The organism is Zestomonas insulae (genome assembly GCF_016901015.1).
Taxonomy (GTDB): domain Bacteria; phylum Pseudomonadota; class Gammaproteobacteria; order Pseudomonadales; family Pseudomonadaceae; genus Aquipseudomonas; species Aquipseudomonas insulae.
Genome location: NZ_JAFEUP010000006.1, coordinates 464,972 through 488,836, shown reverse-complemented (window position 1 = coordinate 488,836; position 23,865 = coordinate 464,972). Strand labels below are relative to the sequence as shown.

Sequence of the window (23,865 nt, the reverse complement as noted above, 5' to 3'; positions counted from 1 at the left end):
CGATTATCGGCTCGCCGTCAGGGCGAACTGGATGGGGATTTGCACGCGGCTGGGTACCGCTTTTCCGTTTTGTGTTTCTGGGCGGAAGCGCCAGCCGGCCACAGCGGCCAGCGCGGCACGATCGAGGCTTTCCACGCCGGACGAGCGCAGCACCTTGAGCTCGCGTTGCGTGCCCTGGCTGTCGAGGCGCACTTCGACCAGAACCACGCCCTGCTGATTGCGCCGCCGCGCCAGGCTGGGGTAGGTCGGCTGTTTCGGTGGTTCCAGGAAAGCGGGCTCGCGACTGAGCACTTCCTCGACAGCAGTCGGTGGCGACTGCGGGGCCGGAGCGGCTTGCGGGGAGGTCAGTGGACTGCTGGCGAGCGACTCCGGGGCCGGCGTGGGGCGGTTGAGCGGCTGGGTCTTGGCCGGCTTGCGCAGCGGCTCGGGCTTCGGCTTGGGGTTCGCCTTCAGCTGCAGCTTGGCCTGCGCCAGCTTGGGGACCTCGAGCGGCTTCACCGGTTTGGCTTCGGCGACGGGCGCAGGCTTCGCCGGCGCCACTGCGGGCGGCGTCACCGCAGGCGTCGGCTTGGGCGCCGCCACGGGTGCCAGCATCACCAGCATGGCCGGCGCTTCCGGGAAGCGGGCTTGCGAATAGGCACGCGCCAGCCACTGCCCTTGCAGCAGCCAGCCAAAGGCAGCATGCAGGGTCAGCGAAAGCAGCACATAAAGCGGTATTCGCGCCATCTGGGAACTCTAGCTATCAAACACGAATCCATTTGATATTTATTTGCATTTACACGTCAAGCTGTCTAAGGTTCCCGGCCGTTGCCAACGCAACGCCGCACGACCGTACCAACAACCGCGATGGATCAGCGCGCCCCTGCTTGGCCCGCTTGATCAACTGAAATCCGCCGCAGAGCGGGACACATCGGCGTGCCGGCGAACACATGAAGATAACTAGGAGTCCTCCATGCTGATCCGTCCGCCCTTCGCCCGCAGGCCGCTGCTGGCGCTGCTCTTGCTGTCGCCGTCCCTCGCCCTGGCCGCCGAAGCGACCAAGACCGCCACCCAGTTCGATGCCGTCACCGTCACCGCCACCCGTACCGAGCAGACGCTCGACAAGGTGCCGAACACGGTCTCGGTGCACACCGAGCGCGAGATCGATCAGCAGAACATCAACGACATCCAGGATCTGGTGCGTTACGAGCCGGGCGTTTCGGTGAGTGGTACTGGCAGCCGCTTCGGCCTGTCTGGCTTCACCATCCGCGGCATCGGCGGCAACCGCGTGCTGACCCAGGTGGACGGCGTCAGCGTGCCGGACGCCTTCAACTTCGGCCCGTTCATGGACGCCCGTCGCAACTACGTGGACCCAGACACCGTGAAACAGGTGGAAATCATTCGCGGCCCGGCATCCTCGCTGTACGGTAGCGATGCGATCGGCGGCGCGGTGAGCTTCCTGACCAAGGATGCGGCCGACTACCTCGACGAAGGCGACGACGCCTACGCCCGCCTGAAGACCGGCTATGACGGCGCCGACGACAGCTGGCTGCGCAGCGCCACCCTCGCCGGCCGCCAAGGCTCGGTCGACGGCGTCGTGCACATCGGCCGCCGCGACGGCCATGCGCTGAACACCTACGGCGGCCGCGGCGGCGACGGTCGTGCGCGCGAAGAAGCCAACCCGCAGGACTACGAAGCACAGAACCTGCTGCTCAAGGGCGGCTGGAACTACGCTGGCAATGATCGCCTGCAACTCAGCTACGAGCGCTTCCAGGACGACGCGGACACCAACCTGCGCAGCGACTACCCGATCGTCACTCCGACCGGACTGGGCGGCGGCATGTTCAGCAACTCGCTGATCACCGCCAGCGACGCCAAGGACAGCACCGATCGCGAGCGCGTCAGCCTGCAGAACAAGTTCGAAGTCGGCAGCCTGCTGGCCGACAACGTCGATTGGCAACTGAACTATCAGGAAAGCCAGATCCGTCAGCAGACCATGCAGACCCGTTACTCCTGGACGGCGTTCAACACCAACCCGACTCCGCCGCCCACAGCCTATGAGCGTTTCCGTACCCGCGATTCGCGTTACGAGGAAACCCTGTGGTCGCTCAACACCAAGCTGGACAAGCAGTTCGCCCTCGGCGAGACCCAACACAACCTGATCTACGGTGTCGACCTCAAGCGCCTGGAAAGCAGCGACCTGCGTCGCGGCAATGAAATCCGCGTCAGCACCGGCCTGCCCACCCCGCCGGCGTTCGGTGCGGAGACCTTCCCGCTCAGCGACTTCCCCGATCCGGTTACCCACGAATACGCGCTGTTCGTGCAGGACAGCATCGAGATCGGCCGCTGGACCTTGCTGCCGGGCCTGCGCTACGACTACTACCAGCTCAACCCGCACGTCACCAACGAGTACCTCAACGCGCACCCGGTCGACACCAGCCCGTCGTCGTTCAGCGACAACGCGCTGTCGCCGAAGCTTGGCGTGACCTACCAGCTGGACGACGCGCACAGCGTCTATGGCCAATACGCCGCCGGCTTCAAGGCTCCCGAAGCGGTGGACATCTTCGGCGAGTTCGTCAACGCCGGGATGCAGTACCAGACCATCGCCAACACCAGCCTGAAAGCCGAAACCAGCGACAGCTACGAAATCGGCCTGCGCGGCCAGTACGACGTCGGCAGCTTCGGCGTGGCGCTGTTCTACAACCGCTACAAGGACTTCATCGACCAGGTCACTGTGCCGGACCCGACTGGCAACAACTTCCTCACCTACCAGCAGCAGAACCTGAGCAAGGTCACCATCCGCGGCGCCGAAGCCAAGGGTGAGTTGTTCCTCGACCGTTTCGGCCTGCCGGCCGGTACCCGCGCCCTGGGCTCCATTGCCTATGCTCGCGGCAAGAACGAGGAAACCGGTGCGCCGCTGAACTCCGTAGATCCGCTCAAGGCCGTACTGGGTCTGGGCTACACCGCCCCGAGCGGCCGTTTCGGCGGCGACCTGGCGTGGACCCTGGTGAGCGCCAAAGAGCGCGTCGACCAGAGCCAGAACGCCGCCATCCGCATCAACGAACAATTCGAAACGCCCGGCTATGGGCTGCTCGACCTGAACGGCTGGTGGCAGGTCACCGAGGAGTTCTCGGTGAATGCCGGCGTGTTCAACCTGGCCGACAAGAAATACTGGCAGTGGGGCGACGTCCAGGGCCTGGACAGCAACAGCGTCAGCCTCGGTCGCTACACCCAGCCGGGCCGCCACGCGGCGGTCAACCTGGTCTGGGAAATCTGAGTTTCAACGCGCAAGGACGCGCGCCCTCAGCTTTGCGCTCGCCACGGCTTACCGGATAATCCCCCGGTCTGCCGTGGGAGAGTCGTGATGAACCACCTGTGTGCCGCGCATGCCCTGGCCGAAGGCCAGAGTCGCGGTTTCGCCATCGATGGCATCAAGCTGTTCACCGTGCGCCGCGACGGCCAGGTGTATGCCTATCGCAACCAGTGCCCACATCGCGGCACGCCCCTCGATTGGACGCCCGACGAGTTCCTCGACGCCAGCCGCAGCTTGATTCGCTGCGCGCAGCATGGCGCGCTGTTCCTCATCGACAGCGGCGAGTGCGTCGCCGGCCCCTGTGCCGGACAGGCGTTGCAGCCACTGGCCTGCAGCGAACGGGACGGCGCGATCTGGGTCGAGCTGTAACGACCGCAGTCGCCTAGAGCAGGACGTCCAGGCGCCGCACCAGACGCACTTCCTCGGCCGATACCAGCGCGCCGTAGGCCAGCACCTCCACCCCTGCTTCCACCGCCGCGCGCAATCCCGCCGCGTAGGCCGGATCAATCTCCACCGCCGGGCGCACCGCGTCGATCCCCGAGAGATTCACGCAGTACAGCTGCACCGCACGCACGCCTTGCCGCGCCAGGGCGGCCAGTTCGCGCAGGTGTTTGCTGCCGCGCAGAGTCACCGCATCGGGGAAGGCCGCGACCGGCGAGGCGTCGAAGCCCAGCGTGACGCTCTTGACCTCGACGAAGGCCGAGCCCGTCGGGTAATCCAGGCGGAAGTCCGCGCGACTGCGCTCCTCGCCATAGGCCACCTCGCGCTTGAGCGTGGTGAAGCCAGCCAGCTCGGCGATCACCCCGGCGCGCAGAGCTTCCTCCACCACCGCATTGGCGCGCGCGGTGTTGACGCAGGCCAGACGCCCCTGCGGGGTCTCGCTGATCTCCCAGGTTCCCGGCAGCTTGCGCTTGGGGTCGCGGGAACGACTGAACCAGACGCGGCCGCCGTCCTGCAGGCAGTTGAGCATCGAGCCGGTGTTCGGGCAGTGAATGGTCAGTTGCTCGCCGCCGGCGGTCTCGATATCGGCGAGGAAGCGCTTGTAACGCCGCAGCAGACGGCCCTGCTCGAGCGGCGGATCAAAGCGCATCTGGCCGCCAGGTCTGCAAGCCGCGGGCGATGCGCTGCACCGCCTCTTCCAGACGCGACAGGCTCTGCGTGTAAGAGAAGCGCACGTGTTGGGTGGCGCGATGGCGGCCGAAGTCGATACCCGGAGTGAACGCCACGTGCTCGGTCTCGATGAAGTGCCGGCAGAACGCGAAGGCGTCGCCACCGAACGCGGAAATATCGGCATACAAATAGAAGGCGCCTTCCGGCTCCACCGCGATACCGAAGCCCAGCTCGCGCAGCGCCGGCAGCAGGTAATCGCGCCGCCGGGCAAACTCGCTCCGGCGCTCCTCGAGAATCGCCAGGGTGGCCGGCTGGAAACAGGCCAGCGCGGCGTACTGCGCGACGCTCGGGGCGCTGATGTAGAGGTTCTGCGCCAGCTTCTCCAGCTCGCCGACTGCCCCCGGCGGCGCCACCAGCCAGCCGAGGCGCCAGCCGGTCATGCCGAAGTACTTGGAGAAGCTGTTGAGCACGAAAGCCTCGTCGTCGACTTCCAGCACGCTGGTGGCGTCGCAGCCGTAGGTCAAGCCATGGTAGATCTCGTCGACCACTAGGTGCCCCTGGCGCTGCTTGACCGCCGCGGCCAGCGCCGCCAGTTCGTCGCGGTGCAGCAAGGTGCCGGTCGGATTGGCCGGCGAGGCGACCAGCGCGCCCACGCTGTCGTCATCCCAAAAACTATCCACATGCGCCGCGGTCAATTGATAACGCTCGCTCGGTCCCACCGGCACCAGCTTGGCGCCGCCTTCGACCAGGCGCAGGAAATGCCGATTGCACGGGTAGCCGGGATCGGCCAGCAACCAGTGCTTGCCGGGATCGACCAGCAGGCTGGAGGCCAGCAGCAGGGCCCCGGAACCGCCGGGGGTAATCAGAATGCGTTCGGGGTCTATCCTTAACCGGTAGCGCTCGGCGTAGAACCCGGCGATCGCTTCGCGCAGCGCCGGCAGTCCGCGCGCCGCGGTGTAACGGGTGTGGCCACTGGCGAGGGCGGCCTGTCCAGCCGCGATGATCGGTTCGGCAGTGGTGAAGTCGGGTTCGCCGATTTCCAGGTGAATGACGTCGTGACCGTCGGCCTGCAACTGGTTGGCCCGTGCCAGCAGGGCCATGACGTGGAAGGGTTCAATGGCGCGGCTTCGCGCACTGTAGCGGGGGGCCATGGGCCTTCCTTAATAAGGGTGAAAAGCGGATTCTATCCAACCAATTGAATTAGCGGCAGCAACGAAGACAACCGGGAGTGGCGCAGGCGGAATCGATCTGGTAAGTTCGCCCGCTTGCAACCGCAGGGCCGGCACCCAATGACGGCAATGGACAGCAATCCTGCGCAGTGGACCAGAGATAAGAGGCGGTCATCCATGCCTACCAAAGCAAAAGAAAAGAGCAGCCAACTGACTCGCGGTTTTGAGCCTTATAAAGAGGCCAAGGGTGAGGAGTACATGAGCGATGCCATGCGCGCTCACTTCACCGCCATTCTCAACAAATGGAAGATGGAGCTGATGCAGGAGGTCGATCGGACCGTGCATCACATGCAGGACGAAGCGGCCAACTTCCCTGATCCGGCCGACCGGGCCAGCCAGGAAGAAGAGTTCAGCCTGGAGCTGCGCGCCCGTGATCGCGAGCGCAAGCTGATCAAGAAGATCGACGAGACCCTGCAGCTCATCGAAGACAACGACTACGGCTGGTGCGACTCCTGCGGCGTGGAAATCGGTATCCGCCGCCTGGAAGCCCGCCCCACCGCCACGCTCTGCATCGACTGCAAGACCTTGGCGGAGATCAAGGAAAAGCAGATCGGTTCCTGATCGACCACGGGGCGCTTCGGCGCCCCGCTTCATTTATAGCCTCCGCTGATGATCGCCCCCGCCTACATTGGCCGCTTCGCACCCACGCCGAGTGGCTATCTGCACTTCGGCTCGCTAGTCGCCGCCCTCGCCTCCTACCTGGATGCCCGCGCCGTGGGCGGCCAGTGGCTGCTGCGCATGGAGGACCTCGATCCGCCCCGCGAAGTCGAGGGCGCCCAGGCCGGTATCCTGCACACCCTCGAGCAGTACGGCTTCGCCTGGGACGGCACGATGGTGCGCCAGAGCAGCCGGCACTCCGCCTATGACCAGGTGATCGAACGCTTGCTGCAACAGGGCCTGGCCTACGCCTGCACCTGCTCGCGCAAGCAGCTCGAGGGGCACGCCGGCATCTATCCCGGCACCTGCCGCAATGCCCAACACGACACCAGTAACGCGGCGATTCGCCTGCGCGTGCCGGAGCTCGACTATCACTTCGTCGACCGCGTGCAGGGCGAGTTCCGTCAGCACCTCGGCCGTGAAGTCGGCGACTTCGTCATCCGCCGCCGCGACGGGCTGTACGCCTACCAGCTGGCGGTGGTGCTCGACGATGCCTGGCAAGGCATGACCGACGTGGTGCGCGGCGCCGACCTGCTCGATTCGACGCCGCGCCAGCTGTACCTGCAGGAGCTGCTCGGCCTGCCGCAGCCGCGCTACCTGCATGTGCCGCTGATCATCCAGCCAGATGGCCACAAGCTCGGCAAATCCTACCGCTCGCCACCGCTGCCCGCCGACCAGGCGGCGCCGCTGCTGACCCGCGCCCTGCGCGCGCTCGGTCAGCAGCCGCCGGCGGAACTGGAGCGCGCGCCGGCTGCCGACGTGCTGGCCTGGGGCGTCGCCCACTGGGACGCCACGCGCATCCCGCGCAGCCGTACCCTGGCGGAAAGCCAGCTGCGCTGACGCCGGCTACCAGCTGGCCGCACAACTCCATTACCATCGCAGCAATCCCGATGAGAGAGCTGCATGTACATCTATCGACTGGTCTTGCTCCTGGTGGTGGGGATCTACCTGTTCTCCCCGGCCATCATGGATTGGTGGATCGACCCGAGCGGCGCCTGGTACCGGCCGTACCTGCTCTGGCTGATCCTCATCGTGGTGACTTTCATCCTGCAGAGTCAACGCGATGCTGACGAGCTTTAACCTCACCCAGCTGATCCTGATCAGCGCCCTTTACCTGTTCGCCCTGTTCGGCGTCGCCTGGATCACCGAGCGCGGGCTGATCCCGCGCAAGATCATCTACCACCCGCTGACCTACACCCTGTCGCTCGGCGTGTATGCCAGCGCCTGGGCGTTCTACGGCACGGTGGGCATGGCCTACCAGTACGGCTTCGGTTTCCTCGCCAGCTACCTGGGCGTGTCCGGCGCGTTCCTGCTCGCCCCGGTGCTGCTCTATCCGATCCTGCGGATTACCCGCACCTATCAACTGTCGTCACTGGCCGACCTGTTCGCCTTCCGCTTTCGCAGCACCTGGGCCGGTGCGCTGACCACCATCTTCATGTTCATCGGCGTGCTGCCGCTGCTGGCCCTGCAGATGCAGGCAATCGCCGACTCGATCAGCATCCTCACCCGCGAGACCGTGCATGAGCGCGTGGCGCTCAGTTATTGCGGATTGATCATCCTGTTCACCATTCTGTTCGGCGCGCGCCACATCGCCACCCGCGAGAAGCACGAGGGCCTGGTGTTCGCCATTGCCTTCGAGTCGGTGGTCAAGCTGCTCGCCCTCGGCGGCATCGGCCTGTATGCCTTCTATCACGTGTTCGGCGGCGCCCAGGGCCTGGAGCTGTGGCTGCTGCACAACCAGAGCGCCCTCGCCGCCTTGCACACGCCGCTGCAGGAAGGGCCGTGGCGCACCCTGCTGCTGGTGTTCTTCGCCTCGGCCATCGTCATGCCGCACATGTACCACATGGCCTTCACCGAGAACCTCAACCCGCGTGCGCTGGTCAGCGCCAGCTGGGGCCTGCCGCTGTACCTGCTGCTGATCAGCCTGTCGGTGCCGCTGATTCTCTGGGCCGGCCTCAAGCTCGGCGCCACCACCAACCCCGAGTACTTCGCCCTCGGCGTCGGCATCGCCATGAACCACCAGGCGCTGACCCTGCTGGCCTACATCGGCGGTCTGTCGGCCTCCAGCGGGCTGATCATCGTCACCACCCTGGCGCTGTCCGGCATGGCGCTCAACCACCTGGTGCTGCCGCTGTATCAACCGCCGGCGGGCGGCAATATCTACCGATGGCTGAAATGGACCCGCCGCGCGCTGATCATCGCCATCATCGCCGCCGGCTACGGCTTCTACCTGCTGCTCGGCGCCGAGCAGGACCTCGCCAACCTCGGCATCGTCGCCTTCGTCGCCACCCTGCAGTTCCTCCCCGGCCTGCTCTCGGTGCTGTACTGGCCGACCGCCAACCGTCGCGGCTTCATCGCCGGGCTGATGACCGGCATCGGCGTCTGGCTATTCAGCATGCTGCTGCCGCTGCTGGGCAACATCCAGGGCATCTACCTGCCGATGTTCAACGTCATCTACGTGCTCGATGACACCAGTTGGCACCTCGCTGCCATCGGCTCGCTGGCCGCCAACGTGCTGGTCTTCACCCTGGTGTCGCTGTTCAGCGAGACCAGCGCCGAAGAGCAGAGCGCCGCCGAGGCGTGTGCCGTGGACAACGTGCGCCGTCCGCAGCGCCGCGAGTTGCTGGCCAACTCGCCGCAGGAATTCGCTACCCAGCTGGCCAAGCCGCTCGGCGCCAAGGTCGCCCAGCGCGAGGTCGAACAGGCGCTGCGCGACCTGCACCTGCCGTTCGACGAGAACCGCCCCTACGCCCTGCGCCGCCTGCGCGACCGCATAGAGGCCAACCTCTCCGGACTGATGGGCCCGAACGTGGCACAGGACATGGTGGAGAACTTCCTGCCCTACAAGAGCGGCAGCGAGGGCTATGTCACCGAAGACATCCACTTCATTGAAAGCCGCCTCGAAGACTACCACTCGCGCCTCACCGGCCTCGCCGCGGAACTCGACGCGCTGCGCCGCTACCACCGCCAGACCCTGCAGGAACTGCCGATGGGCGTCTGCTCGCTGGCCAAGGATCAGGAAATCCTCATGTGGAACCGGGCGATGGAAGAGCTGACCGGCGTGCCGGCTCAGCGCGTGGTCGGCTCGCGCCTGGCGACCCTGGCGGAGCCCTGGCACGACCTGCTGGTCGGCTTCATCAACCTGCCGGATGAGCATCTGCACAAGCAGCGCCTGGCGCTCGACGGCCAGACCCGCTGGCTCAACCTGCACAAGGCGGCAATCGACGAGCCGCTGGCCCCCGGTAACACCGGCCTGGTCCTGCTGGTCGAGGACCTCACCGACACCCAGATGCTCGAGGACCGCCTGGTCCACTCCGAGCGCCTGGCCAGCATCGGCCGCCTGGCCGCCGGCGTCGCCCACGAGATCGGCAACCCGATCACCGGCATTGCCTGCCTGGCGCAGAACCTCCGAGAGGAGCGCGAAGAGGACGGCGAGATCAGTGAGATCAGCAGCCAGATCATCGAACAGACCAAGCGCGTGTCGCGCATCGTCCAGTCGCTGATGAGCTTCGCCCACGCCGGCGGCCGCCAGCAGGCCGAAGACCCGGTGTGCCTGGCCGATGTAGCCCAGGAAGCCATCGCCCTGCTGTCGCTCAACCGGCAGAGCGTCGAAGTGCAGTTCTACAACCTGTGCGACCCCGACCACTGGGTCGAGGGCGATGCCCAGCGCCTGGCCCAGGTGCTGATCAACCTGCTGTCCAACGCCCGCGATGCTTCACCACCCGGCGGCGCGATCCGGGTGAAGAGCGAGGCGCTCGAGCACACCGTAGAGCTGATCGTCGAAGACGAAGGCACCGGCATTCCCAAGGCGATCATCGATCGCCTGTTCGAACCGTTTTTCACCACCAAGGACCCGGGCAAAGGCACCGGATTGGGGCTTGCGCTGGTCTATTCGATCGTGGAAGAGCATTATGGCCAGATCACTATCGACAGCCCGGCCGATCCGGAGCAACAGCGCGGCACCCGTATCCGGGTGACTTTGCCACGCCATGTCACCACGACGTCCGCAGTGACCAGAGACCGTCGAGAGAGCTGAATTCATGCCACATATTCTGATCGTCGAAGACGAAACCATCATCCGCTCGGCGCTGCGACGTCTGCTGGAGCGCAACCAGTACGAGGTCAGCGAGGCCGGCTCGGTGCAGGAGGCGCAGGAGCGCTTCAGCATCCCCAGCTTCGACCTGATCGTCAGTGACCTGCGCCTGCCCGGGGCACCGGGCACCGAGCTGATCAAGCTGGCCCAAGGCACTCCGGTGCTGATCATGACCAGCTACGCCAGCCTGCGCTCGGCAGTGGATTCGATGAAGATGGGCGCGGTCGACTACATCGCCAAACCCTTCGACCACGACGAGATGCTCCAGGCCGTCGCACGCATCCTGCGCGAACGCCAGGAGAACCAGAACGCGCCAGCCAGCGAACGCGGCAACGCCGCTCCTGCCGCCAGCCGCGGCAATGGCAAATCCGCCGAAGTCAGCCACGGCGAAATCGGCATCATCGGTTCCTGTCCGCCCATGCAGGAGCTGTACGGCAAGATCCGCAAGGTATCGCCGACCGACTCCACGGTATTGATTCAGGGCGAGTCCGGCACCGGCAAGGAGCTGGTCGCCCGCGCCCTGCACAACCTGTCGCGACGCGCCAAGGCCCCGCTGATTTCGGTGAACTGCGCGGCGATTCCGGAAACCCTGATCGAATCGGAATTGTTCGGCCACGAGAAGGGCGCCTTCACCGGTGCCAGCGCCGGACGTGCCGGCCTGGTCGAAGCTGCGGACGGCGGCACGCTGTTCCTCGACGAAATCGGCGAGCTGCCCCTGGAGGCCCAGGCGCGTCTGCTGCGCGTGCTGCAGGAGGGTGAAATCCGCCGCGTCGGCTCGGTGCAGTCGCAGAAGGTCGATGTGCGCCTGATCGCGGCCACCCACCGCGACCTCAAGAGCCTCTCCAAGGTCGGCCAGTTCCGCGAAGACCTGTTCTATCGCCTCAACGTCATCGCCCTGAAGCTGCCGCCGCTGCGCGAGCGCGGCAGCGACGTGATCGAGATCGCCAAGCTGTTTCTCGCCCGCCAGGCCGCCCAGATGGGCCGCGGCGACCTGCGTTTCGCCCTCGATGCCGAGCAGGCGATTCGTCACTACAGCTGGCCGGGCAACGTGCGCGAGCTGGAGAACGCGGTCGAGCGCGCGGTGATCCTCTGCGAGCACTCGGAGATTTCCGCCGAGCTGCTGGGCATCGACATCGAGCTCGATGACCTCGATGACGACGAGCTCCTTGGCAATGGCAGCCCCTCGCTGCACACCGCCAGCAACGCCCACGAACCGACCGAAGACCTGTCCCTGGAAGACTACTTCCAGCACTTCGTGCTCGAGCACCAGGATCACATGACGGAAACCGAACTGGCCCGCAAGCTCGGCATCAGCCGCAAGTGCCTGTGGGAACGGCGTCAGCGCCTGGGCATCCCGCGTCGCAAAACCGGGAGCGCGGTCGACAATTGACCGCGTTACGGTGACACGCCGGGGGCGCATGAGTTCCCCCACGCTGTTACCGCCCTCATATTCCGTAACAAAGGCCGGGTTGTCGGGTAACGAAATCCGGCCTTTTTCTTGCCAGCGCCCAGCACCGAAAAATACCAAACCATTGAATTTAAAGGATTTTCAAAAACTGGCACGGCTTCTGCTTTATCTCTGGCACAACAACAATAACAAGCACTGCCCTACACAATAAGAACAAGACGTACCGACTCCGGCATAACAAAAACAACAACGCAGGGGACGCAGCTAACTGATTCTTTTGGAGAGGACTAGCCGTTGGGGTTCCGCCCCACAGCCAGACAGAGAACAACAAAACTGCTCTTAAAGCAGCGCCCGTACTGGTTGGATGATGGCTGTATCAGCTTCCAAAGCAATCCGTTTGCTACTGACTTCCGAGATTGGGAGTCTTTTTCCTGAAGCCACTGGGCCGAGGGAACGGGTCAACAAACAAAAACAACAAGCCCGCCATAATAATAAAAACAAAGCACGCACCTACTTGGGGGGGAGCTTCGGCTCCCCCAGTAGCTTCCAGCTCCCACCTCCCCTTCGTACATCCCTCGACTCAATGCTAGAATCCGCGGCTATCATGCGGTCATCTCCTATTCTGGCCGACCACTCCGTCACACAGTGCATCCCATGCTGAAGAAGCTGTTCCAGTCGTTCCGTTCCCCCCTGCGCCTCGCCAAGCACACGCGAAGCACGCCCGAGGTACTGACCAGCCGCCAACACAACCTGCGCCGCGGCCACAAGATCAGCCGCCACGCGGTGAGTGTCGTCGAACGTCTGCAGCACGCGGGCTACCAGGCCTACCTGGTCGGCGGCTGCGTGCGCGATCTGCTGCTGGACCTCGAGCCCAAGGATTTCGACGTCGCGACCAGCGCCACCCCCGAGCAGGTGCGTGCCGAGTTCCGCAATGCACGGGTGATCGGCCGCCGCTTCAAGCTGGTACACGTGCATTTCGGCCGCGAGATCATCGAAGTCGCCACCTTCCGCGCCAACCACCCGCAGGGCGAGGAAGAAGAGAACAGCTCGCTGTCGGCCCGCCACGAAAGTGGCCGCATCCTGCGTGACAACGTATATGGCAGCCTGGAAGACGATGCCCAGCGCCGCGACTTCACCATCAATGCCCTGTACTTCGACGTCACAGCCGAACGCATCCTCGACTATGCACGCGGCGTGCATGACATCCGCAATCGCCTGATCCGCCTGATCGGCGATCCGGAGCAGCGTTTCCTCGAGGACCCGGTGCGCATGCTGCGCGCGGTGCGTTTCGCCGCCAAACTCGACTTCGACATCGAGAAGCACACCGCGGCGCCGATCGTGCGCTTGGCGCCGATGCTGCGCGACATCCCTTCGGCGCGCCTGTTCGATGAAGTGCTCAAGCTGTTCCTCGCCGGTTACGCCGAGCGCACCTTCGAGCTGCTGCTCGAGTACGGCCTGTTCGCTCCGCTGTTCCCGGCCAGCGCCGCGGCGCTGAAGCACAACCCCGACTACACCCGCCGGCTGATCCAGCAGGCCCTGGCCAATACCGACCAGCGTATTCATCAGGGCAAGCCGGTCACGCCAGCGTTCCTGTTCGCCGCACTGCTCTGGCCGGCGCTGCCCGGCCGCGTCGCCCAGCTGCAGGATCGTGGCATGCCGCCGATCCCGGCCATGCAGGAAGCGGCGCACGATCTGATCGCCGAACAGTGCCAGCGGATTGCCGTACCTAAGCGCTTCACCATTCCGATCCGCGAGATCTGGGACATGCAGGAACGCCTGCCGCGCCGCAGCGGCAAGCGCGCTGATTTGCTTCTGGAGAATCCGCGCTTCCGCGCCGGTTACGACTTCCTGCTCCTGCGCGAAAGCGCCGGGGACGAGACCGACGGCCTGGGCGACTGGTGGACCGACTACCAGGAAGCCAGCGACAGCGAACGTCGCGGCATGATCCGTGACCTGTCGGCGAGCAGTAGCAGCGACAGCACCGGCGCACCACGCAAGCGCCGTCGTGGCGGCAAGCGGCGCCGCGCCGGCAGCGGCGAAACCAGCGGTCAGCCGTCGGGTGAGTGATCCGGTGCGCGCCTATGTGGGGCTCGGCAGCAACCTTGCCGAGCCGCAGGCGCAACTCAGCGCTGCCCTCGAGGCGATCGCCGCCCTGCCGCACAGCCGCCTGTCTGCCGTGTCGTCCTTCTATGCCAGCGACCCGCTCGGCCCGCCCGATCAGCCGCGCTACGTCAACGCCGTTGCCGCCGTGGACACCAGCCTGGCGCCGCTGGAGTTGCTCGACGCCTTGCAGGCCATCGAACAAAACCAGGGCCGCCAACGCAAGGCCGAGCGCTGGGGTCCGCGCACCCTCGACCTGGACATCCTCCTGTACGGCGACCGGATCATCGACGAGCCGCGCCTACAGGTACCGCACTACCACATGCACGCGCGACCGTTCGTCCTCTACCCGCTCGCCGAGATCGCCGCCGAGCTGCTGTTACCCGACGGCCGCCCGCTGGCAGCGCTGTTACAAGCCTGCCCGTTCCAGGGCCTGGAACGACTCTAGCGCCGGCGCCACGCGCCGGTAACGTCAGTAACAAGTCGGTAACACCTGCAATTGACTTCATGCAGTCCCATCGGGACTATAGGCGTCCCCGCCGCCCCAACTGGGTGCGCAAGGGCCCGATTGAGGAGCATTTCCATGCCTGACGTTACCGTGACCACCCTGCAGGAGCTGAAGCAAAAAGGTGAAAAAATCACCATGCTCACTGCCTATGACGCCACCTTTGCCCGTGCCGCCTGCCAGGCCGGGGTCGAAGTGCTGCTGGTCGGTGATTCGCTGGGAATGGTCGTGCAGGGACAAGACAGCACCCTGCCGGTGACCATCCAGGAAATGGCCTATCACACCGGCTGCGTGAAGCGCGGCAACCAGGGCGCACTGATCGTCACCGACCTGTCGTTCATGAGTTACGCCACCCTGGAACAAACCCTGGTCAACAGTGCGCTGGTCATGCAGGCCGGCGCGCACATGGTCAAGCTCGAAGGCGGTGCTAGCCTGGCGCCGGCGGTGCAGCGCCTGGCCGAGAATGGCGTGCCAGTGTGCATGCACATGGGCCTGACCCCGCAGTCGGTCAACGTCCTCGGCGGTTACAAGGTGCAGGGCCGCGGCGATGCCCAGGCGCGCCAACTGCGTGCCGATGCGATCGCCCTGGAACAGGCCGGCGCGGCGCTGCTACTGCTCGAGTGCGTGCCCAGCGAGCTGGCCGCGGAAATCAGCCAGGCGGTGCGCATCCCGGTAATCGGCATCGGCGCCGGCGCCGGCACCGACGGCCAAGTGCTGGTCGTCCACGACATGCTGGGCCTGTCGCTGACCGGCCGAACGCCGAAGTTCGTGAAGAACTTCATGGCCGGCCAGACCTCCATTCAGGCGGCCTTCGAGGCCTACGTCACCGCCGTCAAGGACGGCTCGTTCCCCGCCGCCGAGCACGGATTCTCCGCATGAACACCGTTACCACCGTCCGCGAGCTGCGCGCCGCGGTCGCCCAGGCTCGCGCCGAGGGCAAGGACATCGGCCTGGTGCCGACCATGGGCAACCTGCACGCCGGGCACATCGCCCTGGTGGAAAAGGCTGCGCAACGCACCGGCTTCGTGGTCGCGAGCATCTTCGTCAATCCGCTCCAGTTCGGCGCCAACGAAGACCTGGCCAGCTACCCACGCACCCTGGCGGCCGATCAGGAGAAGCTGATCGACGCCGGTTGCGACCTGCTGTTCGCCCCGACCGTCGACGAGATGTACCCGCATGGCATGCAGGGGCAGACTCTGGTACACGTCAGCGGCGTTTCCGAGGGCCTGTGCGGCGCCAGCCGTCCCGGCCACTTCGACGGCGTCGCCACCGTGGTGACCAAGCTGTTCCAGATGGTCCAGCCCGATCTGGCGATCTTCGGCCAGAAGGACTTCCAGCAACTCGCTGTAATCCGCACCCTGGTGCGCGACCTGAACATGCCGATCCAGATCCTCGGCCTGCCCACCGTGCGCGCCGACGATGGCCTGGCGCTGTCATCGCGCAACGGCTACCTGAACGACGAGCAGCGCGCCAGCGCGCCCGCCCTGTACCGCGAACTGCAGGCACTGGCCGCGCAGCTGCGCGACGGCCGTCGCGACTACCCGGCACTGGTCGCCAGCACCCACGAGGCGCTGGTCGCCGCCGGTTTCCGCCCCGACTATCTGGAAATCCGCCAGGCCGACAGCCTGCGACCGGCCGTCGCCGAGGACCAGCATTTGGTCATCGCCGCCGCCGCGTTTATGGGCAGCACCCGGCTGATCGACAATATCGAGCTCGATCTGGCCAACAGCCACTAATCCGGCCTCCGCCACCTTGAACGCCCGATTGGCTTCGGGCACACTCAGCCGCCGTTTTTAAGGGCCCCTCAGAGGAATCCGCCATGCACGCCATCATGCTCAAGGCCAAGCTGCACCGCGCCGAAGTCACTCACGCTGTGCTCGATTACGAAGGCTCCTGCGCCATCGATGGTGAATGGCTGGACCTCTCCGGCATCCGTGAATACGAACAGATCCAGATCTACAACGTCGACAACGGCGAGCGCTTCACCACCTACGCCATCCGTGGCGAGGAAGGATCGCGCATCATCTCGGTCAACGGCGCCGCGGCGCACAAGGCCAAGGTCGGCGACCGCGTGATCATCTGCGCCTACGCCCACTACAGCGAGGCCGAGCTGGCCAACTTCAAGCCGCGCATGCTGTACATGGCGCCGGGCAACGAGCTGAGCCACACCAGCAACGCGATTCCCGTCCAGGTCGCCTGAGACGCTAAAACGCTACACTCCAAGCCCGGAACGTTCCGGGCTTTTTCATGCTCAAAGTCGTCCCCATCTGGGAGAGGTCACCGCAGGTCATGGCGTATTACCAGCAACCACTCGACGCAACCACGCTGCCCGCCTGGCAGGCCCTGCAGCAGCACCGCCAGGCGATGCAGAGCTTCAGCATGCGCGAGGCGTTCAGTCAGGATGCCGAGCGCTTCAAGGAATTCTCGCTGAGCACCAGCGGCCTGTTCCTCGACTACTCGAAGAACCTGATCACCACGGAAACCCGCGACCTGCTGGTGCGCCTGGCCCGCGAAGCCGAACTGCAGCCGGCCATCGAGGCGCTGTTCCGCGGCGAGTTGGTGAACGCCTCGGAAGGCCGCCCCGCCCTGCACACCGCGCTGCGCCGGCCGGTCGCCGACCGCCTGAATGTCGGCGGGGTGAACATCATGCCGGAAGTGCACCGCGTGCTCGGGCAGATGACCGACCTGGTCGGACGCATCCATGACGGCCTGTGGCGTGGCTACAGCGAGAAGCCGATCACCGACGTGGTCAACATCGGCATCGGCGGCTCGTTCCTCGGCCCGCAGCTGGTCTCCGAAGCGCTGCTGCCGTTCGCCCAGCGCGGTGTGCGCTGCCATTACCTGGCGAATATCGACGGCAGCGAGTTCCACGAGCTGTCCGCCGGGCTGCGCGCCGAGACCACCCTGTTCATCGTCTCCTCGAAATCCTTCAGCACCCTGGAAACCCTGAAGAACGCCCAAGCGGCGCGGGCCTGGTACCTGGCCCAGGGCGGCACGGAAGTCGACCTGCACAAGCACTTCATCGCAGTGTCCAGCAACCGCCCGGCGGCGGTGGCATTCGGCATCCGCGAGGAAAACATTTTCCCGATGTGGGACTGGGTCGGCGGCCGCTACTCGCTGTGGTCGGCGATCGGCCTGCCGATCGCCCTGGCCATCGGCATGTCCAACTTCAAGGAGCTGCTGTCCGGCGCCTACAGCATGGACCAGCACTTCCTCACCGCGCCGTTCGAGCGCAACCTGCCGGTGCTGCTGGCCCTGCTCGGCGTGTGGTACGGCAATTTCTGGGGCGCGCAGAGCCACGCGATCCTGCCCTACGACCACTACCTGCGGAACATCACCAAGCACCTGCAGCAGCTGGACATGGAGTCCAACGGCAAGTCGGTGCGCCAGGACGGCAGCCCGGTCAAGGGTGATACCGGCCCGGTGATCTGGGGCGGCGTCGGCTGCAACGGCCAGCACGCCTACCACCAGCTGCTGCACCAGGGCACCCAGCTGATCCCCGCCGACTTCATCGTCCCGGTGGTCAGCTACAATCCGGTCACCGACCATCACCAGTGGCTGTATGCCAACTGCCTGTCGCAGAGCCAGGCGCTAATGCTTGGCAAGACCCGCGCCGAAGCCGAAGCCGAGCTGCGCGCCAAGGGCCTCGGCGACGACGAGGTGCAGCGCCTGGCGCCGCACAAGGTGATTCCCGGCAACCGCCCGAGCAATACCCTGGTGGTCGAGCGCATCAGCCCGCGCCGCCTCGGCGCGCTGGTGGCAATGTACGAGCACAAGGTGTTCGCGCAGAGTGTGATCTGGGGCATCAACGCCTTCGACCAGTGGGGCGTGGAGCTCGGTAAGGACCTCGGCAAGAACGTCTACCAGCGCCTTACCGGCAGCGACGAACTGCCCGCCGAGGATGGTTCGACCCAGGGCCTGATCGACTTCTTCCGCGGCCGTCACCGCGGCTAAGCCTGCCAAGTGTTACCCCCGAACCCGGCCATGCGCCGGGTTCGCCGTTTCTGGTGTTCTAAAGTTCAGATATGCCCACGCAGGGTTGAACCAAGCAAATGCTTGGGCCACCCTAGCGCCACTGCGAATCACACAATAAGAAGGCCTCGCCATGTTCGAAATCAGCAGTCATCCGGTTCCCGACGCGGTGCGCCAACGCGCCCACCTCAACGACGACGACTACCAGCGCCTGTACCGGCAGTCCGTCGAGCAGCCCGAGGCCTTCTGGGGCGAGCAGGCCAAGCGCTTTCTCGACTGGTTCAAGCCCTGGCACAGCGTGCACCACGGCGACATGCACAAAGGCCAGGCCAGCTGGTTCAAGGGCGGCCAACTGAACGTCAGCTACAACTGCATCGACCGCCACCTGGCCGAACGCGGCGAACAGATCGCCTTCATCTGGGAAGGCGACAACCCCAGCGAATCGGCGCACATCACCTACAACAAGCTGCACTCGCACGTCTGCCGCCTGGCCAACGTGCTGAAGAGCCGCGGCGTCGGCAAGGGCGACCGGGTGTGCATCTACATGCCGATGGTGCCGGAGGCGGCCTACGCCATGCTCGCCTGCACGCGCATCGGCGCGGTGCACTCGGTGGTGTTCGGCGGTTTCTCGCCAGACTCGCTGCGCGACCGCATCCTCGACGCCGACTGCCGCACGGTGATCACCGCCGACGAAGGCGTGCGCGGCGGCAAGTACATCCCGCTGAAGAAGAACGTCGACCAGGCCCTGCAGAGCTGCCCGAACGTCAGCACCGTGGTGGTGGTCGAGCGCACCCAGGGCGAGATCGCCTGGGTCGACGACCGCGACCTCTGGTACCACGAAGCACTGCGCACGGTGGACTCCGACTGCCCGCCGGAACCGATGGACGCCGAAGACCCGCTGTTCATCCTCTACACCTCGGGTTCCACCGGCAAACCCAAGGGCGTGCTGCACACCACCGGCGGCTACCTGCTGCAGGCGGCGATGACCCACAAGTACGTGTTCGACTACCACGACGGCGACATCTACTGGTGCACCGCCGACGTCGGCTGGGTCACCGGACACAGCTACATCGTCTACGGTCCGCTGGCCAACGGCGCCACCAGCCTGATCTTCGAGGGCGTGCCGAACTACCCGGACGCCTCGCGCTTCTGGCAGGTGATTGACAAGCACCAAGTGAACATCTTCTACACCGCGCCGACCGCCCTGCGCGCGCTGATGCGCGAAGGCGCCGGACCGGTGCAGAAGACGTCGCGCGCCAGCCTGCGCCTGCTCGGTTCGGTCGGTGAGCCGATCAACCCGGAAGCCTGGGAGTGGTACTACCACGTGGTCGGCGAGACCCGCTGCCCGATCGTGGACACCTGGTGGCAGACCGAAACCGGGGCGATCATGATCACCCCGCTGCCCGGCGCGACCACCCTCAAACCCGGCTCGGCGACCCGGCCGTTCTTCGGCGTGCAGCCGGTGCTGCTCGATGAGCAGGGCAAGGAAATCAGCGGAGCCGGCAGCGGCGTGCTGGCCATCAAGGCCAGCTGGCCGAGCCAGATCCGCAGCGTCTACGGCGATCACCAGCGCATGCTCGACACATACTTCAGCGCCTACCCCGGCTACTACTTCACCGGCGACGGCGCACGCCGCGACGAAGACGGCTACTACTGGATCACCGGCCGCGTCGACGACGTGATCAACGTCTCCGGCCACCGCATCGGCACCGCCGAGGTGGAAAGCGCGCTGGTGCTCCACGACAGCGTCGCCGAGGCGGCGGTGGTCGGCTATCCGCATGACGTCAAGGGCCAGGGCATCTACACATTCGTCACCCCGATGAGCGGTGTCGAGCCCAGCGATGCGCTGAAGCAGGAGCTGCTCGCCCTGGTCAGCAAGGAGATCGGCAGCTTCGCCAAGCCGGACCTGCTGCAGTGGGCTCCAGCGCTGCCAAAGACCCGCTCCGGCAAGATCATGCGGCGCATCCTGCGCAAGATCGCCTGCAACGAGTTGGACAGCCTCGGCGACACCTCGACGCTCGCCGACCCCTCGGTGGTCGACGGCCTGATCGACAAGCGCCTGAACCGCTGACAGCCGTCTAGTCCAGGCCTTTCCAGCGCGACGCGCTTGCAACTTGGCGCGCCGCGCTCGAAGCTTGTGCCATGGAATTCATTCGCCAACGCATCGAAAGCCAGGTGCTCAGCCTCAGCGGGCTGGCTCTCGGCGGTATCGACTATGAGGCGCCACGCGGCGATCCCGGCCTGTTCGGCCCCGATTCGGTGTGCTGGCAGGTGCACTGCGACTTCAGCTCGATGCTGATCGGCGGAGTCGGCGCGCTGCTCCTGCAGATGCTCCACCCGTTGGCGCTGGCCGGGGTCTGGGACCACTCCAACTTCCGCGACGACATGCTCGGCCGCCTGCGCCGCACCGGCCAGTTCATCGCCGGCACCACCTACGGCCCGCAAGCCGATGCCGAACGCCTGATCGAGCGCGTACGGCGCATCCACGCCGGCGTCACCGGCACCCTGCCGGACGGCAGTGCCTACGCCGCCAGCGACCCTGAGTTGCTCACCTGGGTGCATGTGGCCGAAGTCAGCAGCTTTCTCAAGGCGCACCTGCGCTACTTCAACCCCGATCTCAGCGCAGCCGCGCAGGACCGCTACTACGCGGAAATTGCCCTGGTCGCCGAACGCCTCGGCGCGCGCGACGTGCCGCGCTCGGCGCAGGAGGTCGCCGACTACCTGGAGCGCATGCGCCCCTACCTGCGCTGTGACGAACGCACCCGTGAAGTGGTGCGCGTGCTGCTCGCCGCCCCGGCGCCGAGCGCCTTCGCCAAGCTGTATGGCCGGGTGATGCTGCGCGCCGGCATCGACCTGCTGCCGGACTGGGCCAGCGCCCTGCTCGAACTCGAACAGAGCGCCCTTGAGCGCCAGCTAGTGCGCAGCAGCATCCAGCGCAGCGTGCCGCTGCTGCGCTGGGCGGTGCGCAACGGCTCCAGCCAGCGTGCACGGCGGCGCATGGGCCTGCCCCCGATCCGCTGAAGCACCCCACCCGCTGTGAGTGGTGGTCGCCGCCGCGACCGCTGTGCCACCATTGCACCCCGCTCCGCCCCGTCATTCGTGAGGACCCGCGTCATGCAAGAAGTCGTTATCGTCGCCGCCACCCGCACCGCCATCGGCAGCTTCCAGGGCTCGCTGGCCAACATTCCCGCGCCCGAGCTCGGCGCCGCGGTGATCCGCCGCCTGCTCGAGCAGACCGGTCTGGACGGCGCCGAAGTCGACGAAGTGATCCTCGGCCAGGTGCTCACCGCCGGCTCCGGGCAGAACCCGGCGCGCCAGGCAGCGATCAAGGCCGGCCTGCCGCACGCGGTGCCTGCGCTGACCCTCAACAAGGTCTGCGGCTCGGGCCTGAAAGCCCTGCACCTGGCCACCCAGGCGATCCGCTGCGGCGACGCCGAGGTGGTGATCGCCGGCGGCATGGAGAACATGAGCTTGGCACCCTACGTCATGCCTGGCGCGCGTACCGGTCTGCGCATGGGCCACGCCAAGCTGGTCGACACCATGATCCAGGACGGTCTGTGGGACGCCTTCAACGACTACCACATGGGCATCACCGCCGAGAACCTGGTGGAAAAATACGGCATCAGCCGTGAAGCGCAGGACGCCTTCGCCGCCGCCTCGCAGCAGAAAGCCGTGGCCGCCATCGAAGGCGGGCGTTTCGTCGACGAGATCACCCCGATCCTGATCCCGTCGCGCAAGGGCGAGCCGGTCAGTTTCGCCACCGACGAGCAGCCGCGTGCCGGCACCAGCGCCGAATCGCTGGCCAAGCTCAAGCCGGCGTTCAAGAAGGACGGCACGGTGACCGCCGGCAACGCCTCGACGCTCAACGACGGCGCCGCCGCGGTGCTGCTGATGAGTGCGGCGAAAGCCCAGGCCCTCGGCCTGCCGGTGCTGGCGAAGATCGCCGGCTACGCCAACGCCGGCGTCGACCCGGCGATCATGGGCATCGGCCCGGTCTCGGCGACCCAGCGCTGCCTGGCAAAAGCCGGCTGGCAGTTGGCCGACCTCGACCTGATCGAAGCCAACGAAGCCTTCGCTGCGCAAGCGCTGTCGGTCGGTAAAGAGCTCGGCTGGGATGCCAGCAAGGTCAACGTCAACGGCGGCGCCATCGCCCTCGGCCACCCGATCGGTGGCTCGGGCTGCCGCGTGCTGGTGACCCTGCTGCACGAGATGCTCAAGCGTGACGCCAAGAAAGGCCTGGCCACCCTGTGCATCGGCGGCGGGCAAGGCGTGGCCCTGGCCATCGAGCGCTAAGCGTCCCACCCATCGCTCGCATTCGCTGCGTCGGCGGTGCTTGCCGTAGCTGGTCTACTGCCTGCGCACCGCCTCCTTGCGACTACAAGCGCTGTGCGCGACGCACCCCGAGATTAACGCCGGCCTGGAGCCGGCGTTTTTCTTGGTAAACTGCGCACCCTTTTCTCCCGCCGAGACGCCGCGCATGCCCTCTCTCGACCAGGCGCTGCGCGCCGCGCTCGATGCTCGTCAGCCCCTGCTGGCCGAGCTGCACACCCAGGGCACCGACTGCTACCGGCTGTTCCACGGCAGCCAGGAAGGCGCCTCAGGCCTCACCGCCGACCGCTATGGCGCGCAGCTGTTGGTGCAGAGCTTCCACCAGCCGCTCGAGCGCGACGACCTGCTGGCCCTGCACGCGACCATCAACCAACACCTCGGCGACGAGCTGCTGCTGGTCTACAACGATCGCTCGCAAGGCAACTCGCGTATCGACCGCAGCGATCCGGTGTACCAGGCCGAACCGGCCGCCCTCGATGACCTGGTCGGCCACGAATGGGGGCTCAACTACCGGGTGCGCGGCCGTCACCCCGGCCAGGACCCGCTGCTGTTCCTCGACCTGCGCAACGCGCGCGGCTGGGTCAAGGCGCACAGTGCCGGGCGCGCGGTGCTCAACCTGTTCGCCTACACCTGCGGCGTGGGGCTGTGTGCGGCGGCGGGCGGCGCCCGCGAAGTGGTCAACCTCGACTTCGCCGAAGGCAACCTGGCGGTCGGTCGCGAGAACGGTGCGCTGAACCCGACACTGCCGACCATGCAGTTCATCCAGTCCGACTACTTCCCGGCGATCCGTCAGCTGGCCGGCCTGCCGATCACCGCGCGACGCGGGCACAAGCTGCCGCACTACCCGCGCCTGGCCGCGCGGCAGTTCGATCTGGTGTTCCTCGATCCACCGGCCTGGGCGAAAAGCGCGTTCGGCACCGTCGACCTGCTGCGCGACTACCAGAGCCTGCTCAAGCCGGCGATCCTCGCCACCGCCGCGAACGGCACGCTGATCTGCTGCAACAACCTGGCGAAGGTCGCCCTCGCCGACTGGCGCGATCAGGTGCTGCGCTGCGCCGAGAAACTCGGCCGACCGGTGCGCGACTGCCAGGTGCTCGCACCGGCGGCGGACTTCCCTTCGCAGGACGGCCAGCCGCCGCTGAAGACCCTGATCCTGCAGTTCTAACCCGC

20 protein-coding genes are annotated in these 23,865 nt (G+C 66.1%); 17 read left to right on the top strand and 3 right to left on the bottom strand.

The window, feature by feature from the left end:
• Positions 1 to 3: 3 nt before the first annotated feature.
• The gene (locus JQX08_RS20660) at positions 4 to 726 is read right to left on the bottom strand and encodes an energy transducer TonB (protein WP_205350303.1); all 723 of its coding nucleotides are present in this window, start codon (positions 724 to 726) and stop codon (positions 4 to 6) included.
• 226 nt (positions 727 to 952) lie between these two features.
• On the opposite strand from JQX08_RS20660, the gene JQX08_RS20655 reads away from it, so the two are divergent.
• Complete coding sequence (locus tag JQX08_RS20655) at positions 953 to 3,256, top strand: TonB-dependent hemoglobin/transferrin/lactoferrin family receptor (protein WP_205350302.1); 2,304 nt, start codon at positions 953 to 955, stop codon at positions 3,254 to 3,256.
• 87 nt (positions 3,257 to 3,343) lie between these two features.
• On the top strand, positions 3,344 to 3,661 hold the full coding sequence (locus JQX08_RS20650; protein ID WP_205350301.1) for a Rieske (2Fe-2S) protein: 318 nt from the start codon (positions 3,344 to 3,346) through the stop codon (positions 3,659 to 3,661).
• Positions 3,662 to 3,674: 13 nt separating this feature from the next.
• Here the strand turns inward: JQX08_RS20650 and sfsA are convergent, their stop codons facing one another.
• Together sfsA and JQX08_RS20640 are read right to left on the bottom strand one after the other, a co-directional pair.
• Entirely contained in the window at positions 3,675 to 4,382 is a 708-nt protein-coding gene (gene sfsA / locus JQX08_RS20645) for a DNA/RNA nuclease SfsA (protein ID WP_205350300.1), read from the bottom strand.
• Positions 4,372 to 5,553, bottom strand: coding sequence for a pyridoxal phosphate-dependent aminotransferase (locus JQX08_RS20640; protein ID WP_205350299.1), 1,182 nt, complete (start codon positions 5,551 to 5,553; stop codon positions 4,372 to 4,374). The genes sfsA and JQX08_RS20640 overlap by 11 nt, the downstream gene beginning before the upstream one ends.
• Before the next feature lie 195 nt (positions 5,554 to 5,748).
• Between JQX08_RS20640 and dksA the strand changes: the two genes are divergently transcribed.
• The 15 genes from dksA to JQX08_RS20565 all read left to right on the top strand — a co-directional run bounded on the left by dksA (position 5,749) and on the right by JQX08_RS20565 (position 23,860).
• The gene (gene dksA, locus JQX08_RS20635; protein ID WP_205350298.1) at positions 5,749 to 6,192 is read left to right on the top strand and encodes an RNA polymerase-binding protein DksA; all 444 of its coding nucleotides are present in this window, start codon (positions 5,749 to 5,751) and stop codon (positions 6,190 to 6,192) included.
• Positions 6,193 to 6,240: 48 nt separating this feature from the next.
• Entirely contained in the window at positions 6,241 to 7,128 is an 888-nt protein-coding gene (gluQRS, locus tag JQX08_RS20630) for a tRNA glutamyl-Q(34) synthetase GluQRS (RefSeq protein WP_239482270.1), read from the top strand.
• Positions 7,129 to 7,191: 63 nt separating this feature from the next.
• Positions 7,192 to 7,368: a hypothetical protein gene (locus JQX08_RS20625; protein ID WP_131183612.1), complete on the top strand. Its 177-nt coding sequence runs from the start codon at positions 7,192 to 7,194 to the stop codon at positions 7,366 to 7,368.
• Entirely contained in the window at positions 7,352 to 10,324 is a 2,973-nt protein-coding gene (locus JQX08_RS20620; protein ID WP_205350297.1) for a sensor histidine kinase, read from the top strand. Before JQX08_RS20625 ends, JQX08_RS20620 begins: the two co-directional genes overlap by 17 nt.
• 4 nt (positions 10,325 to 10,328) lie before the next feature.
• The gene (locus JQX08_RS20615) at positions 10,329 to 11,771 is read left to right on the top strand and encodes a sigma-54-dependent transcriptional regulator (protein ID WP_205350296.1); all 1,443 of its coding nucleotides are present in this window, start codon (positions 10,329 to 10,331) and stop codon (positions 11,769 to 11,771) included.
• A 672-nt stretch (positions 11,772 to 12,443) separates the two neighbouring features.
• Positions 12,444 to 13,856, top strand: a complete 1,413-nt coding sequence (locus tag JQX08_RS20610) for a polynucleotide adenylyltransferase PcnB (protein WP_205350295.1) — start codon at positions 12,444 to 12,446, stop codon at positions 13,854 to 13,856.
• A 4-nt stretch (positions 13,857 to 13,860) separates the two neighbouring features.
• A complete protein-coding gene (folK, locus tag JQX08_RS20605; RefSeq protein WP_205350294.1) occupies positions 13,861 to 14,337 on the top strand; it encodes a 2-amino-4-hydroxy-6-hydroxymethyldihydropteridine diphosphokinase in 477 nt (158 codons plus the stop codon).
• Between the two features lie 135 nt (positions 14,338 to 14,472).
• Positions 14,473 to 15,273, top strand: a complete 801-nt coding sequence (gene panB, locus JQX08_RS20600) for a 3-methyl-2-oxobutanoate hydroxymethyltransferase (protein ID WP_205350293.1) — start codon at positions 14,473 to 14,475, stop codon at positions 15,271 to 15,273.
• Positions 15,270 to 16,130 carry a pantoate--beta-alanine ligase gene (gene panC, locus JQX08_RS20595; RefSeq protein ID WP_205350292.1) on the top strand — a complete coding sequence of 287 codons (861 nt, stop codon included), beginning with the start codon at positions 15,270 to 15,272 and terminating at the stop codon, positions 16,128 to 16,130. The genes panB and panC overlap by 4 nt, the downstream gene beginning before the upstream one ends.
• A gap of 83 nt (positions 16,131 to 16,213) precedes the next feature.
• Positions 16,214 to 16,594, top strand: coding sequence for an aspartate 1-decarboxylase (gene panD / locus JQX08_RS20590; protein ID WP_205350291.1), 381 nt, complete (start codon positions 16,214 to 16,216; stop codon positions 16,592 to 16,594).
• 89 nt (positions 16,595 to 16,683) lie between these two features.
• Positions 16,684 to 18,348 carry a glucose-6-phosphate isomerase gene (gene pgi, locus JQX08_RS20585; protein WP_205350334.1) on the top strand — a complete coding sequence of 555 codons (1,665 nt, stop codon included), beginning with the start codon at positions 16,684 to 16,686 and terminating at the stop codon, positions 18,346 to 18,348.
• A 151-nt stretch (positions 18,349 to 18,499) separates the two neighbouring features.
• A complete protein-coding gene (acs, locus tag JQX08_RS20580) occupies positions 18,500 to 20,437 on the top strand; it encodes an acetate--CoA ligase (RefSeq protein ID WP_205350290.1) in 1,938 nt (645 codons plus the stop codon).
• 71 nt (positions 20,438 to 20,508) lie between these two features.
• Positions 20,509 to 21,387 (top strand): oxygenase MpaB family protein, encoded by an 879-nt coding sequence (locus JQX08_RS20575; protein ID WP_205350289.1) that lies wholly within the window; start codon positions 20,509 to 20,511, stop codon positions 21,385 to 21,387.
• Positions 21,388 to 21,480: 93 nt separating this feature from the next.
• A complete protein-coding gene (locus JQX08_RS20570; protein ID WP_205350288.1) occupies positions 21,481 to 22,659 on the top strand; it encodes an acetyl-CoA C-acetyltransferase in 1,179 nt (392 codons plus the stop codon).
• A gap of 184 nt (positions 22,660 to 22,843) precedes the next feature.
• The gene (locus JQX08_RS20565) at positions 22,844 to 23,860 is read left to right on the top strand and encodes a class I SAM-dependent rRNA methyltransferase (RefSeq protein ID WP_205350287.1); all 1,017 of its coding nucleotides are present in this window, start codon (positions 22,844 to 22,846) and stop codon (positions 23,858 to 23,860) included.
• The last annotated feature ends 5 nt before the right edge of the window (positions 23,861 to 23,865 follow it).